At 31.0% G+C, this 16771-nt stretch carries 7 protein-coding genes; all 7 read right to left on the bottom strand.

The window, feature by feature from the left end; translation table 11 throughout:
• Positions 1 to 100: 100 nt before the first annotated feature.
• The gene (locus JNUCC83_RS00310; protein WP_454460283.1) at positions 101 to 1168 is read right to left on the bottom strand and encodes a response regulator; all 1068 of its coding nucleotides are present in this window, start codon (positions 1166 to 1168) and stop codon (positions 101 to 103) included.
• A 13-nt stretch (positions 1169 to 1181) separates the two neighbouring features.
• Positions 1182 to 4199 carry a histidine kinase gene (locus JNUCC83_RS00305; RefSeq protein ID WP_454460282.1) on the bottom strand — a complete coding sequence of 1006 codons (3018 nt, stop codon included), beginning with the start codon at positions 4197 to 4199 and terminating at the stop codon, positions 1182 to 1184.
• 134 nt (positions 4200 to 4333) lie between these two features.
• Positions 4334 to 5023: a class C sortase gene (locus JNUCC83_RS00300; RefSeq protein ID WP_454460281.1), complete on the bottom strand. Its 690-nt coding sequence runs from the start codon at positions 5021 to 5023 to the stop codon at positions 4334 to 4336.
• Positions 5020 to 5862: a class C sortase gene (locus JNUCC83_RS00295; protein ID WP_454460280.1), complete on the bottom strand. Its 843-nt coding sequence runs from the start codon at positions 5860 to 5862 to the stop codon at positions 5020 to 5022. The genes JNUCC83_RS00300 and JNUCC83_RS00295 overlap by 4 nt, the downstream gene beginning before the upstream one ends.
• A gap of 211 nt (positions 5863 to 6073) precedes the next feature.
• On the bottom strand, positions 6074 to 9985 hold the full coding sequence (locus JNUCC83_RS00290; RefSeq protein WP_454460279.1) for an MSCRAMM family protein: 3912 nt from the start codon (positions 9983 to 9985) through the stop codon (positions 6074 to 6076).
• A 93-nt stretch (positions 9986 to 10078) separates the two neighbouring features.
• Positions 10079 to 11884, bottom strand: coding sequence for a SpaH/EbpB family LPXTG-anchored major pilin (locus tag JNUCC83_RS00285; protein ID WP_454460278.1), 1806 nt, complete (start codon positions 11882 to 11884; stop codon positions 10079 to 10081).
• Between the two features lie 70 nt (positions 11885 to 11954).
• Positions 11955 to 16631 carry a SpaA isopeptide-forming pilin-related protein gene (locus tag JNUCC83_RS00280; protein WP_454460277.1) on the bottom strand — a complete coding sequence of 1559 codons (4677 nt, stop codon included), beginning with the start codon at positions 16629 to 16631 and terminating at the stop codon, positions 11955 to 11957.
• Between the last annotated feature and the right edge of the window lie 140 nt (positions 16632 to 16771).

Genomic DNA, 16771 nt, shown 5'->3' with positions numbered 1-16771 from the left:
TAATTTAAATCCGCTTTCATGTCAACCGGATAACATATTTATTTTTATAATTTTTTTATAAACAAAAAGAAGGCATATCAATACCTTCTTTTCATTAGTCCTAAGATGTTAATCTATCTAAAAAATGTGAGTATGGAATGTCCAACTCATTACGCCAATACTCATCTGTTTCTTTTAAAAATTCTGTAGCTCTAATATGTTGATTATTTTGTTTATAATAACGGTAGATACTTTCTACATATTCTTCTTCTAATAATAAATCTTCTTTAAACTTATATAAAATTCGAGCTATAATAGGTTGATCAACAAGATTTTGCTCAATTGCTTTCATCAAGTATTCTAAAATAACTTGATGTAAAGTTTGACTGTATTCATCAGCCCATAGATAATCACTAATGGCAAAATATCGATCTTTATAGAGATCTAACACCATCGTAATATTTTCAAGTGTATACGCTTTTTGTAATATCTGCTTTAACGTATCCAATGATGTTTTAACAGGATAAGTTAAAATATACCTTCCTTGTTTATGTACAATAGGATTTTGTAATTTATTTTTTTTAAACACTTGTCGAATTTGATATATCGTTGTGTGTAACATCATTGTGCTTGACTCTTTCGCTTGATCTGGCCAAAGAAACTCAACTAACTGTTCTTTATTTAGACCACCATCTGAAAAATGCCACAATATAAATAACAATTCTGCGGCTTTTTTTGTTCTTAATTCTAAAAGATTTTGTTCATCTTTATATATTTGTCCTTCTGAAAACACATCAAAAATCAACGGATGTTGTTCCGTTTCTTTTTCTTCTGCTATCGATCCAACTTTTTGAATCATCTTTGCAAATCGGTTTTTAGTGACAGGCTTTAATAAATAATCAATGGCATTGACTTCAAATGCCGTCACAGCATATTCCGAATAAGCTGTAATAAACACAATTTTGACTTTGGGATTAATTCGATTAATTTCTTCGGCTAACTCAATTCCCAACACATTTCCTATATTGATATCCATTAGTAATAACTCAATGTCCAGTTCTTTAACTTTTTCAACAACTTCTTCCCCAATAGTTGTACTATATACTAGTGTTAAATCATTTTGGCCATTCACATGTTTCTCAAGTAGTTTTAGTGCAGGCATTTCATCATCGACAATCATTGTACGCATACAAATATCCCCTCTACTCATAGTCTAAATAAAACGAAACTTTTGTTCCTTTTCCAACTATAGATTCAAAAACTAATTCTTCTTTCATAATTTTTTTAAATCGATAATATGTATTTGTTAATCCAATACCAACAGGTAATTTTTGATACCTCATCTTTAAAAAATCTGACATGCTTTTATCTGTACCATTTCCATCATCTTGTATAGTTACTTTTACTTGCGACTTATTTACCTTAGCAATAATTATTGTCAGTGTACCAGTCCCTCTTTTTGGCAATACGCCATGCTTAATCGCATTTTCTACGATAGGTTGTATTGACAAAGAAATGATGTTAATTTTCTCTAAATTTAAAGTCTCCTCTACTTGCCAATCTATTTTTAATTTATCACCATATCTGGTTTCTTCTATTAATAAGTAAGATTTGACTAATTTTATTTCTTCCTCCAACGTAATAATTCCTTCGTTATCGTAATGATACTTACTATGTAGCAATGTCATAAATGCATCAAACACTTCATTCATTTTATCTTCGTCATCATCTGATAAACTAATAATAGTATTTAATGTATTGAATAAGAAATGTGGCTCAATTTGCGCTTGTAGCCAAGACGCTTCAAAATGAATGGCTTGTTCTATGTTCTGTTTCATACCAATTAAAATTTTAACTCTCGCGGATAACTCCACTGCATCAATCGGCTTTTCAATGTAATCATTGGCTCCCGAACGATATACTTCATTAAGTTCGACTTTATATTTGCTTGTTGAAACAATCATCAATACAGGTAACTGAATAATAGTATGAGATTTTCTTATATTATTAACAAAGGAAAAGCCTGTTTCATTATCCAATATAGTATCCACAATCACTAAATCAATATTATATTTTTTAATATAACTTAAAGCATCTGACGTGCAATTTGTTACAATAACTAAGGTTTCTTTATTTTCTAACATTGTTTTTAATGCCATCAATTGCTTGATATTACTACTTATAACTAAGATTATTTTCTCTTTTTCTTGTAGCAACGGTTCGTCTAATTCGATTATCTCAAAGCTCTCTTCCCCATATACATCTAACATATGGGCTTGATCAAATGTAAATACCATTTCAATACCATTGTGTAAAGGCTCTATGTATAAAGTACCACCTTGCAGTTTTGTCATAGAATGCAACAAACTCATCTCAACACCGTACATGCTTTCAAATAATGTATCATCTTCCATCAATTCATGAAGTGACATATTCATTATTTCAATCTGCTTAGGTGAAACAAAACAATCTTTAAATGTTGCTCTTAGTGATATATGCGAGTCATCTCTTTTTTCTGACGAAAAAGTCAGAAGACCTGAAGGAATTAACTTTTTTGAAATAAACAATAATTGAAAAATAAGTTGTACAAAATGTCTGACATTTCCATAAATTAAATCAGTTGAATGATCTATATCTGTCACCACTGTCATCTCTTTATAAAACTCATTCTTCAGAACAATACTTGAGCAGTAATCTATTTTTTTGGAAATAGATAAAGGCTCAACAAAATCATTTTTTAACGAAAATTCACTATTTGAAAGTTCAACCATATTATTAACTAATACCAAGATATCCTGATTAGCTTCTTCTAGTAATGTTAGCTCTTCTTCTAATTCTGGGTAATGATTATCTTTTGATTGAATCATAATATGGCTAATCAGATTATCAATTTCTTTAATCGGTTTTCTCAGTTTAATAGCTACACGAGATAGAAAATTATTTTTAGAATCCATAGCATAAATTAAATTTGCATTCATCTCTTCCATTTGACTATATAAATTTTCATAATGTTTAAGCCAAGTAAACATTAAACAAAAAATAGAAGTAAGCAAATCAAATGGATAAAAAATGTAAACTTCACCTGTTAAAAAAGTATAAAACCACCAAGATAAATGCAACATCAAACAGCCTAAAGCAATTAAAAAAAACGTTTGTGTTGGAACATTTTTTTCAACTTTTTTATTGGCAATATAAAATGTCATAAATAATGATATGACTAAGAATATGATAAATATATTGGATAAACTATGGACGATCTCAACTGGTAACAATACACAACCGATAATACTGACTATCTCAACATGGATAAGTTTTTTTATCATTGATTGATACCTATGAGAAAAGCTTTCCTTTATTAAATCTAAAAAGAGAAATGAGATAAATAAAATACTACTGTTAACTAATTTAACATTAATATAATAAGGAATATCTACCCAATGATGAAGTAGCTTCTCACCTAATCCAGTCATAAACAATATAGTAAAGTTCAATAAAATTAAACTCACATAAAACAGTTCTTTTTTTGGCTTAACAAATACAAATAAACCAAACAATAAAAACACTGTTAACACTAAAATCGCTAGTGTAATAAGCTCCAAACTGTTTGAAATACTCATACTATCCATCATATGAGTCGCATCACCAAACAATATTTCCCTTACTAAACCACCAGACCTGGTGTCATTGAAATTTGATACTTGAATAATTAAATCAATTGTTTCCTGACCTTCATCTTTACTAAATGATACTGTTTTAGGGATATTTTTAGGTGCACTTTCTTTAGCGCTCTTGCCAACATGCCCTGTTTCATACAGTAATTCATTATTAATAAAAACTTTACTAGCACTATGGATGCTTACCCAATGTAGTGCATAGCGTTTTTTATGCTTTGGAACAAATAATTTTAGATGGTATGTCCCATATCCGATAGGACTCCGTTTAAACTGTTGCCCCCAATTATTCGGGACAGGCGTATAATCATTGGCAGATAGTACCATTTCATCTAAAGTTAATAGTTGATTTGGATAAAATGACCATTCTCCATTTATCGCATAGATATTATTTTCTAAGTCTTTGCTAGTAAACTCTATGACTCCTCCTTTTGCATCACGTGAGACACTCCCAAATTTATTTTCCCATAACAATCGACCAAATAAAGATAATGATAAAAATATTACCAAAATAACATACACCCAAACACGATATGACTTTTTGCTCATAATAATCATCTCATTTACCCTTTTTGTGTTTCGATTTCAATTTTATCATTAAATACTGAAAAAAAACTGAACAACCATTCATAATTAGTATGTTTTTTGTTATTTTTTGCTACGATTTTATATATATAGGTCATTTATTTTATCCTTTCTCCCCTAATTAGCAATCGTTGCAAGTCAGTGGGAAAAGGATGGCATGTAATTAAAGTCGTTAAGTCTTTCCCTTCTTCTATTTCTAATATATCCGTATCATGTGGGTCAATAATCGTTTTGGCAAATACTTCATACGTTAGTGTCTCTTCTAACGTATGAACATAAAACACATCACCATTATTTAATTTATCCACATGCCTTAGCATTTCTTGTGTCCATAAACCACGATGACCTGCTAATACTGAATGAGTACTAATTCCACCCACTGGAAGAGAAGAACCTTCAACCAACCCAACACCATGGTTAAGAGCCTCATTACTTGAATTCAGAAAAATAGGAATAACTAAGCCTAATTTTGGTATTTCTAACATTGAGAAAATATCATTTTTTTCCATATCAAGACATGAAGCCATTCGATTGGCAGATTCTTTATTCGAGTTAAATGGGTCCATAATGCCTTCGTCGTTTTGTGTAGTTTCATCGTAACAATGTCTTATTTTTTCAGTTTTGATTTTAGCAGTTTCTTCTCCCATATCATTGACTGATTTTTTATAAGATTCATAGCTCCGTTTATTTTTCAAATCATAATACACTCTGACTGTTTTAGGGAACGTTATCAGCCCTAAGCCAATAAAAAGAAATAATGCTATTAGTATCCAGCGTTTTTTTCTCATTTTTTACCTCGTTTATTTTTCTTTGTGTTCTTTTTATAACGGTATACTAAATAAATGATTAGTAATATGAATAGGCTAAGTCCAGCACCAGCCAGCATATATAACTTCGATAAACTATTTGATGCATTTTTATGAATTTCTTTTACTTTTTCATCGTATGGAATTCGTTTTCCTGTTACAAGTAATCGATGTGTGTTAATCATGTATGGTTCACAAGTTAACAGGGTCATTAACTCTTTGTCTTCATCTTGTGTGAGCCACTCCGTTTCATTTGGTAAAACTATTTTTTCATTAAATACTTCATAAGCATGTGTTTCATCAAGCACCTCAACAAAAAAAACATCGCCATTTTTCAATTTATCTAAATGTCTAAATAATTTTGCAGTTGGCAACCCTCTATGTGCTGTTAAAACCGAGTGAGTGCCCGTCCCTCCAATGGGTAAAGCAGAATTTTCAAGATGTCCCACACCTTTACTCAGAACTTTTTCGTTTGAACCATGATAAATTGGTAACTCCAAATTAAGTTTAGGAATTTTTAATACCGCAATAACCTCTCCCAAATTAAGGGCATCATAATAACTTTGACTGCCTACAGACTCTGTACCACTCTCAAAAGGGTCAACAAATATTTGTTCACCTTTTTTTATTTCTTCATTATGAATTTGTGCTAATTCTTCAGCTGCCTTTTTTTGTTTTTTATCTACTTTTTCCATCATTTCTTCATAACCTTTTACCTTTTGCACATGCCCTGTAGTAGATACCATATTAGCTATGAAAGGATAAGAAAATATCGCCATACCTACTAATAGAAAAAAAGTAATAATTGTATTTCTCTTCATTTTTTTCTCCTTATACTATAAAAATTCTAATCTCATTGAAGAAATTAGAATTGACTTATATATTTATCATTCACTGTATTTATTTCTGTCACTTTAGTTATCTTATATACAGATTTAATGTTATTGTATCAGTTTAGCAATGAACTTCTAATGAACGTCCATTTCAAAAAAATGAACCCTATTTTAAAAATAGAGTTCACTTTATAAACTTTTAAACACGACGTAATCTAATCAGAGATAATCCAACTGACATAAACATCAACCCTACAACACTTGAAAGAAGTATACCGTTCCCTCCAGTATCAGGTAACTCCCAACCAGTTTTTGTATTTTTTACAGTTAGTGTTATATCTGAATTTTTTGATGTAATCTCAAATTCTATTGGTTTTTGTAGAATATTATATCCTTCTGGAGCTTTTACTTCAGTGATTGTATACTTATCATCTAATAAGTCAGAAATATCTGCTAACCCTTTATCATCAGTAGTTAAAGTTGTGATAATCTCACCTTTACTATTTTTCACTTCAAATACTGCACCTGACAATACTTTACCTGTTATAGAGTCAACTTTTTTAATCGTTAATTTACCTTTTATTTTTTGATTTTTTATTATAAATTCGTGTTGATATTTATCATTAGTTACCTCAAATTCAAAAATATCACTTGATAAATTATATCCATCTGGAGCTTTTGTTTCTTTGATTGTATATTTTCCTAAAGGGATATCTTCTAATTTAGCTATTCCTTTATCATCAGATACAATTGTTTTAACGAATGAACCATCCTTATTACTAATTTTAAATTCTGCACCTGATAATGTTTTTTTAGTTTCACTATCAATTTTATTGATAGTCAAGTTTCCAATGTCCTCATTCATATACACACCTACTTGTTGAGGTTCTACTGGTTGTCCATTATCAGTTGCAACAGCAAACGAATTCCAGGCTACTCGTTCTCGGGGATCTGTTTTAGGATCAAATATTGCTTTATCAGAAGCTCGTTCTACTGTTGGAGCCTCCATTCTAAACGTGATATTCATATCCACACCTTTAATCCAAACCGTACCTGGTATTAACTCAACTTTAAAGGATCTAATACTTGTCCAGTCTTTAACACTAGACTCACTCATCCATTTTGGATCTGTTGAGCCACTAGGATTTCCCAATTGTTGAGTATCCTTAGGGTAATCAGTTTGACGAATTAAATCATCGCGTTTAGGATTTTTTACTGTACTATAAAAGACATTAACTTTTCCTTGCCATTCTTTTGGAAGTTCTATAGGACCTTTTAGGTAAGGCATAAATTTACTTCCTCTCGCAATGTTATCTGTCAGTCCTAAATCTCCACCAGCAGGTAAAACATCCATCAACGTCATACTTGAAATATCTTTTCCAGTACTATTTGTTAAAAACAGTCGATAATCTATATCTCCACCTGGAGTTGTTTTAGCAAATTTTGACCAATCTTCTCCCGGTCCTTTAACAAATTTTTCAGTTTCTAGATCATAGGTACCTAGCATAATATATGAATTGGCAGATTTTATTCTCCATGATTTTTTATTTCCATCATTGTTTAAATCTTCAATATCTGTTTGAAGTACAGTATTAGTAATGACATCATTATTTGTCGTTGGTACTTTCATGGATGGATTTCCAGAAAAACCATAAACATCAAAAACCAATGAGCTAGGAGCTTTATCCGAAATATCTATATCTAATTCAGCTGACATTTTACGATTATTCCGAATGTATTTATCATCCCAACTAAATTTTATAAGTTGACGGCCACTATTATTATAATTATCTTCTAATAATTGATATTTTCCACTTGAAGACATCCGAATATCGTTCGTAAAAGATTCGTTAGGAACACTTGCAACCTTCACACCTGGTGGTAATAAAACAACAGATTCAATTGGATCTTCAATTGACCTTTGCGAACTAGCATTATTTAAATACTCTACTTTTAATCTATTCTGTCCTGATTTAACTTCACCTTTGTTATGCTCCAATAAGTCAACAGTAATTTGAGAAATAGGAGTAGAAAAAGTATTTCTTGGTTTAATCTGTGCTGTCCTATCCCCTACAACATTACTTTTAGTATTGTCATAAAATTCTGGATAATCAGTTCTTAAATTAAAACGACGATATTTACCTCCATACTTACCTTCTGGTGATATTAATGTAGACTCACCAACCATGTCAAACGTATTTTTTACTTCACCAACATATCCTTCTTTAATAGAAAAATAATAGGAAGTCATCGATGAATTACCTAATTCCTTAGGGATTAGTCCTTTAAAAACTAATCGAATTTCGTTTACATAAGTCCCACGGTCAATACCTAATTCTTCAATTTCATATGTATGTCCTGGTATGGGATCTTGTACTATTATAGGTTTACTCTTACCACTAACATAGAGTTCCATATCATATTGCGGTTTAGGAATAAGTGGCACTTTAGCTTTACTACCATATGAAGATACCCACTTATCTTCTGGAACGGTCACTTTCTCTAAAAACAAATTTTTATCAAATTTATTAATTATTTCTAGAGATTTAAAATTATCTTTTACACCATATTTATAAGTAAAAATATCATGGTAAAATCTTATATAAGCAGTGTCTGGAACAACAGGATTAGGGTTATAATTTTTACCTTTTGGATAATTTCCACTCCCGTCTAATGGCCCATAAAAGGTTGGCCTATATGGAGCTTCTTTAGTGCCTGTCGTAGTGTCATTTCCTGAACTAGGATTTGAAGCATATATCGTTACATTTGATGATGTTTCAGCCCCAGGATTTAAAAAAACGTCATCGATGAAGGTTGTTGCTAATTCAGCTTTATTACTTAATGTTTGATCAACGTATTTTTTATCATTCTCAATCTGCGTCCAAAAGTAGAGAGTTTTTTCAAATAACAAATCACTGTTTTTTTCTTGCTCTTCAATTGATGGAGCTTTAAACTTCCAAATAAGTTCATTTCCTTTTACATCTGGTAGTGGTGTTCCATCTTCTTTAATATCTTTCCTAAAAGTCAAGCCTGTCGGTAATATATCTTTTATAATAATATCGGCATCTGGCCTTAAAAACATTTGCCCTGAATTTTTGAAAGGAATAGATACTTTTATTTCCCATCTAATATTTCCATTAGGTGTCGGTAAAGAATCCGACCCAGAGTGAGTTGCTTTTATCATTTTTTTGCTAATACTCATTGATGAGGAAGCATTAATCGTGACAATACCAATACTTGTTTGATTTAGTTCGTTGAAATTTTCCTTGAACTTTAACATAGCCTCTACAGGAAGTTTTTCTCCATGTATCATATAACCATTTGTCGTATTAACTTTCAATACAGTTTCATATGTCTGACCTGACTTTAACATATCAAAATCATAATTCAACGAATGATCTTTGGCTGAATATATTGGTACCACATTACGTATTTTTAAATCACTTAAATTTTGTGTAAATGATGAATAATCATTTTTAGGTAACTTTATTTTCAACTTAACATCAGTATAATAAACTTGAGATCCTGTAATTTTTAATGATATTTTGTAAGCAGCATCATTTCCTGATAAGACTGTATTTAGTATTGGGGTTACTCCAATATGTCGCTGTAAATCAGGTGAACTAATATTATTTTCACTTTCCTTAATAACGTCTTCTTCTTGTATAGTTTTTTTTTCTATATCATCACTAAGTCCTTGTAAAGCCAAACCTTTGGACACAACTTTATAATTAGTTTTATCAATAAGAAGATTATTTTTGTATGAATTAAAAATAATTTCATACTCTTCGTCATTATTGTTTTCTATCTTAAATATAATTTTGTTATTTTTGATATTTTCTCTGCTTATATTGATTTTATCATTCAAATTATCATAAGTGTACTGTGTATCATAAAAGTCATATTGACTGTTTTGAGGTACTTGCAATTTCAATTCATCAAAATCTATCGCCTCATTAATACTTAATTCAAATAAACCTTTTTCAGTATCAATCTCTTTTATTGATAAAAGTTCATCTTTCTCGATTGCAATTATTGTCTGTACGGGATAGATAAATTGAATAAAAACAAACCATATTAAAATAAAAATACTTATTTTATTTTTTTTCATGTTCTTCTCCTTTTCGTTCATTTTCAGTTCATAAAGAAAATTAAAAGAAAGAGCTCTAACCTGTTGATTAGAACTCTTTAATTTAACTAACTTTTAAGCAGCTTTTTTATCGCGTTTGAAAATTAATACAAATGCCATAAACATAAAGCTTAAACCACCTAAAGTAAATAGTAATGTTCCCAATCCACCAGTTGTTGGTAAGTTCCAACCTGATTTTGAGTTTTCTACTGTTACTTCTTTGTCATTAACCTTATCTAAAACCGTTACTTCTAATGGCTTTGTTAATAAACGGTATGATTTTTCTTCTCCATCAATTGAATATGTTGGTGCTTTTGTTTCATGTAAGTAATATGTTCCAGGTGTTAACCCTGTAATACTAATGGCACCATCTTTATCTGTTGCGATATTTTCAAGTTTTCCTGTAAATACTTCACCATTAACACGGATTGATGTTTCTGTTGCATCAATCACGTCATTTCCTTCTTTATCTGTTGTTAATTTGAATTCTGCCCCTTCTAAGAATAAAGCATGATCATTTTTATCAACTTTCAACACTTTAAGTCCACCATCTTTTGGACGCACAGTTACTGGTGGTGTTGGTGGTGGATCTAACGGTGGTGTCGTTGGTGGGTTATTGGGATCTTTTGGTTTTGTATATGATTCTCTTCCGTTATCAAAGTCAATGTTAGCCGTGTTTGGAATTCCTGTATCCATTTCCTCTGGCTTCAATACAGCATCTTTTTTGATTTTTGCTGTAAATGTTACTCTTACATCTTTACCTGGTGCTAATTTAGATAAATCTTTTACTTCCCATACTAATGTTTGTCCATTTTGTTTAAAGTCAATGTTATCTTTTGTTGTGCCAGTTACTTCCCAGTTACCGGCATACTCTAAACGCTCATCTAATGTATCTTTTACACCTAATAGAGCGTAATTTTCAATATCATTTGGTGTTTTAATTGTTAAATTATATTTATATTCTGCACCACGATCAACATCATGATGTGTTTTTTCTTCAACGTCTTTTTCAACTTTTGGCTGTTTGTAGTTAATCATTTCAGCTTCTTTACCATTTGCTGATAAGTATTTACCATCTGTTGTCCATTCAACGACTACTTTTTGACCCTCTGCATCTTTTTTCACTTCAAATTCTAATTTAGTTGTATTAAGTGCTAAACCTGGTAATGTAGTTTTTTCTTGGAAATAGTATTTTCCAGCTGCTAAACCACTCATTGCAACCTTACCATGTTCATCTGTCGTAAATACTGGAATTTCGTTTCCTTCAGAGTCCTTTGCTTTTGTACCGTCAGCATTAAATAAATCAAATGTAATACCTGGTAATACTGCACCTTCTTCATTTTTCTTTGTTAACTCAACATCTCCACGAACAGTTTCGTTCTTTGGATATACGTGAACATCATAGTTTAAATCTTTTCCATCTTTTGATGTCATTGGAACATCTACTGTGAATGCTTCTTTGTTTAAAATAACATGAGCTGGTCCATCTGTTTCATGAACTTCATAACGCCCTAACTCTAATCCGTTATCTTTATTAAATACTGCAAGACCTTCTTTGTTTGTAACTGCAGATATTTCTACTGCATCATCACCAGATACTTCTGTCCATGTATCTGTTGTTGGATCAAAATGATGTGTCTTTTTAAGGGTAAAAGTTACATCTTTAACTGGTGTTCCCTCAGCCTTTTGTCCTGGTAACCCAGTCCCAGCATCACCAGGTTTTGTTCCTGGTTCTTGTTCTTTTTTCAGAATCGTTAGAGAAGGATTCTCCACCGACCCCGAAACAGCTGCATTAACAGCGACTACACCTGATAAAAATGTAGGTAATACTAAAGCAAACATTAAAAATAATGTTGCTACTTTACTTTTAACTAATTTCATAGTTATTCTCCTTTTTTATATTTTTATAAAGGAGAAAGGGACAAAGCCCTTTCTCTGTTTTATAACAAGTTTATTTAGATTCTCGACGTTTAGATGATATAAAGAACCATCCTCCGCCTAACATAATAGCGCTACCCACCGCATAAAACATCAGCGTTCCTATACCACCTGTGTTAGGTAGTGGGGGGCCTTTTTTGAAGTTTTTCACCGTTAATTCAATTAATGTATTTTGATCATTCACTTCAAATACTATTGATTTTCGAGATAGCCCATATCCATCTGGAGCTTTCACTTCTTTTAATTCATATTTTCCATAAGGGATTTTTTCTAATGTCGCAATACCTTTATCATTTGTGCGAATCGTTCGCTTGAATGTTCCATCTGCACTAGCCACTTCAAACTCAGCATTAGCTAATACTTTTCCATTATTGCCATCTATTTTTTTAATGACTAAATCTCCATCTGTTTTCTTACTATTCTCAATCATCTTTTCTATTACTAATTGAGTTGCACTTATTTCAAATGAAATTGATTTATCGAGTAATTGATACCCATTAGGTGCTTTAATCTCTTTAATTGCGTATTGACCAAATTCAAGATTATCTATTTTTATTGTGCCTTTCATATCAGTTTTAACCGTTTTTATCACTTTTCCTGATACATCACTTATCTCAAACTCAGCATTTTCTAACGTTTTATTAGTGTCAGAATCATCAACTTTTTTAATAATTAAACTTCCTTTTTTACGATCATTTTTAATTATTTTTTCAATAACTAAATTATTTCCAGTTATTTCAAAAGGTATAGCTGTTTTAGATAATTCATAACCAGTAGGAGAAGTAACTTCTTTAATGGTATATTTGCCTAAATCTAAGTTTCCTAACTTAGCTATTCCTTGGTTATTAGTCGTAATCGTATCAACTAATGCACCATTCTCTTTTCTAATTTCAAATTTAGCTCCGGATAATACTTTATTATCTTTTGCATCAACTTTTTTAATAGTAATACTACCTTTTTGTTTATGATTCTTGATAGTTTTTGTAATCTTATAGTCATTATTTGTAATCGTCACATCAATTGGTTTATCTAGTAACTCATATCCAGATGGTGCTTTTACTTCTTTCAATTCATACTTACCTAGAGGAATTTTATTTAGAGTGGCTACTCCTTTATCATTTGTTGTTAATGAATAAGTAAGTGTACCGTCAGATTTCTTTAATTCAAATTTGGCTCCTGATAAAACTTTATTGTTGTCTGCATCAACTTTATTGATGGTTAAACTTCCAATATGTTCATCCATATACACACCAACACGTTCTGGTTCTACAGGTTGCCCCTTATCTGTGGCAACTGCGAATGAATTCCAAGCTGCTCTTTCTTCCTTATTTACTTTAGGATCAAAAATTGCTTTGTTTGATGCCTGTGCTACTGTTGGAGTTGTCATGTTAAAAGTTATATCAATCTTTTGGCCTTTAATCCAAGTTTTACCTGGTAATAGTTCTATTTTAAATGAGTGAATATCAGACCAATTTTTAACATTTGCTTGTGTTTGCCAATTTGGATTTTCTGCTCCTGATGGATTCCCTAATTTAGTAGTTCCTGGAGCGTAATCTGTATGTCTAATTAAATCATCTCGTTTAGGTTTTTTTGAAGTACTATAAAATACATTCACTTTCCCTTTCCAAGCTTCAGGTAGTTTTATAGGTCCTGTTAGTCTAGGAGTAAATTGACTACCTCTAGAAATGTTATCTGTTATCCCTAAATCTCCACCAGATGGTAAAACATCAATCAGTGTCATACTTGATAAATCTTTCCCTGAAACATTATCAAGGTGTAACTTATAGTCAACTTTTCCACCAGGGGTTGTTTTAGTGAATTTCTTCCATGCTGTATCACTAGGTCCTTTTACAAATTTTTCTGTTTTTAAGTCATATTCACCTATTAACGTATATCTATTTCCAGATTTAATACGCGGCCGTGACTTATTACCATCTTTATTTAAATCATCAGTATCATCTTGTTTAATTGTTTTTCTTATGTTATTTGCTTCGCCCGTTGGCACTTTCAGATTATTATTACCTGAAAAGCCATAAACATCAAAATACAAATCTGTGGGTGCTGATTTTCCAATTGTCACATTCAATTCAGCTTCTAATTGTTCTGACGGTCGAATATAATTTTCATTCCAAACTACTTTGATAAGTTGTCTTCCACTATTGTTATAATTGTTATTTAAAACAGTGTAACTGCCTTTAGCATCAGTAGAAACACCCGATTGTTTTGTATATGAAGCGTTTGGATTAGCTCCCAACTTAACATTTGGTGGCAATAGAATAACCGATTCTAATTTACTATTTAAAGTAGTATCAGAACTATTCATATTAATTAATTTTATTAAAACTCTATTCCCACCTTTTTGTACAACTCCACTATTATGATTTTTTAATTCTATAGAAATCCTCGTTGTTGGTGTCCCGTTATTATTTGAAGCGATTATACGTGCGGTCCTATCACCTGACAAATCTGTTTTTCCTTCATATAGTTCTTTAAATTGCTGACGATAATTAAATGGATACTGTACTCCGTTACTATAATTACCTTGTAAACTTGGATTATAAGTTGATTTACCAACCATATTGAAAGTATTTTTTACATTTCCTGTATAGTTTGACTTAATAGTAAAATCATATAAGAATAATGCATTCGTCATTATTCCCTTAGGTATTACTTTATTAAAGATATACCTAACTTCCTTCACCCGATCAGTAGACTGTAATCCTAAATCAGTTAAACTATATGTTTCTCCTTCTTTCGGTGCCTTGATTGTCCTAGTTAGTTTAGTACCGTTTCTAAAAAACGTTAACTGGATATCATACTTTACAGGTACAGGCAAAGGAATATCTTTTTGTGACTCTGCCACAGTTCTTCCCATTTTCCATTGGTCACTCTCTGGAAGCTTTAGACTTTCTAAAAACAAATTATTATCAATACTATAGATGACTTCTAACTCATCTAAATTATGATTTTTGTTATAATATCCAGGTGCAACTTGGTGCGCAAAACGCAGTTTGCCAGTGTTTTTCACTATTGGATTAGGGTTTTTATTGTCAACATTCCCTATATTCGTACTTCCATTAAGTGGTCCAATATGGATAGGAACAATCACATTCCCAGAAATTTCCCCACTATTTGCATTGTTCGCGAATACTTTTAAACTAGATTTTGCAGTTGAACTAGGTTCTTTAAAATCCATACCTACAAATGCATTTCCTGTTCTAACATTATTAGTAAGTGTTTTTCCAACTAAATTATTATTGTTATTAATTCTGGTCCAGAAAACTAATGTTTGTTCGTATAAATTATTCTTCGCATTTTTTTGTTCGGCTATAGTTGGTGCTTTAAACGTCCAAGTCAAAGTTTGTCCGTTTTGAGCCGCTTTTGGTGTTCCAGTAACTAACTTATTACCCAAGTATGTCAGTCCACTAGGTAAAATATCTTTTACTACTACGTTACTACCATGTTTTAAATATAATTGACCTGTATTTTTTTTAGGAACAACTACTTTTACACGCCATTGTACAAATCCATTTGGTGCAGCAATTGCAAGTCGTTCATTTACATCAGTTATTCTAGTAGCTTCTTTTTCAACAGTTATTTCACCACTTGCTTTAATGGTTACTATCCCTGAATTTTCTTGATCATGTTTGCTATACTCTTTAGGAAATACCATAGAAGCTTTTACTGTAATGTCTCTATTATTTGGAATTTCGCCATTTGTTGTTCCAACTTTAATTACATTTTCATACGTTTGACCAGACTTTAATGTGGCAAATGTATATTCTAATCTCTTTTGGTTTTTATTATATGTTGGTGTTACCCCGGCAATTTTCAACTCTGATAATGCTTGTGTAAAATTTGTTTTATCATAAGTTGGTAACTGTATGTTTAACTTCACATTCTTATATTCGACTTGTGAACCAGTCACTTTTAAAATCATTTTAAAAAGAGCATCATTACCTGCATCTACAGTTTTCGATATTGGTACTATTTTAATATCTCTTTGCAAATTTGGTGCTGTCGGTGCGGCACGATTTGAAATAGAAGCCCTTGGTGCTATTTTATTAGTTTCTAAACTTGGTACTAGACTAAAGGGAGCTATACTCTCAGATGTATCGACTTCATTCATATTTTCTTCTATAGTAATTTCTTCAGGAATCATTGCTGATGATTCTTCTATAAGACTTGGTGATGAAGATTCACTTAATATCATCGAGCTAGTATCAATGGACGTATCTGATACAGTGCTACTTTTAATTTCTTTATCTAATTCAAAATCATGCGTATATTTATCAATTTTCTTATTATCCTTATATGAAGTAAAAGTTAATTTATTTTTTTTCTGTTCCAAATTAGATAGTTCTAAAGAAAATTGAGACACTTTTGATTTTTTAAAAGTCAATTTATTTTCTTTTATATCAAATGATATATCATCTGTTTCAAATTCTTTAAAAAGCTCTTCTTGGTTATAATTTGAATCTTTTGGGATGTTTATATCAAAAGAATCATACTCAACTTGTTTATCGATTTTTATTTTAAAACTTGCTTTATCTTTATTTATTTTTTCAGTATTAACTGTAAAAAAACTTGAATTCTCTTCAGATGCCATTGAGATAATTCCTTGTACAGGAGAAACAAACTGAGTCAGCATAAATAACAATAAAATAGTTATAGTTACTTTCTTTTCCATATTCCAACTCCTTATTTTGATTGTTATCGCATTATAGCAACCAACTAATGAACTTACACTGAACGATATAAAATAACGTAAATCTCAAACATTTATTTCAAGCATTCTTTCTTTGTTCACGCTAAAAAATAGTTATATCA

The sequence above is a fragment of the Vagococcus sp. JNUCC 83 genome, from assembly GCF_053667615.1.
The sequence above is the reverse complement of the archived record's forward strand: the minus strand, read 5'-3'. Positions and strand labels throughout refer to the sequence as shown.

Bases quoted from the DNA above. Each gene is read 5' to 3' on its own strand.
- JNUCC83_RS00310 (WP_454460283.1), bottom strand. From the start codon at position 1,168: ATGCGTACAATGATTGTCGATGATGAAATGCCTGCACTAAAACTACTT.
- JNUCC83_RS00305 (WP_454460282.1), bottom strand. From the start codon at position 4,199: ATGAGCAAAAAGTCATATCGTGTTTGGGTGTATGTTATTTTGGTAATA.
- JNUCC83_RS00300 (WP_454460281.1), bottom strand. From the start codon at position 5,023: ATGAGAAAAAAACGCTGGATACTAATAGCATTATTTCTTTTTATTGGC.
- JNUCC83_RS00295 (WP_454460280.1), bottom strand. From the start codon at position 5,862: ATGAAGAGAAATACAATTATTACTTTTTTTCTATTAGTAGGTATGGCG.
- JNUCC83_RS00290 (WP_454460279.1), bottom strand. From the start codon at position 9,985: ATGAAAAAAAATAAAATAAGTATTTTTATTTTAATATGGTTTGTTTTT.
- JNUCC83_RS00285 (WP_454460278.1), bottom strand. From the start codon at position 11,884: ATGAAATTAGTTAAAAGTAAAGTAGCAACATTATTTTTAATGTTTGCT.
- JNUCC83_RS00280 (WP_454460277.1), bottom strand. From the start codon at position 16,631: ATGGAAAAGAAAGTAACTATAACTATTTTATTGTTATTTATGCTGACT.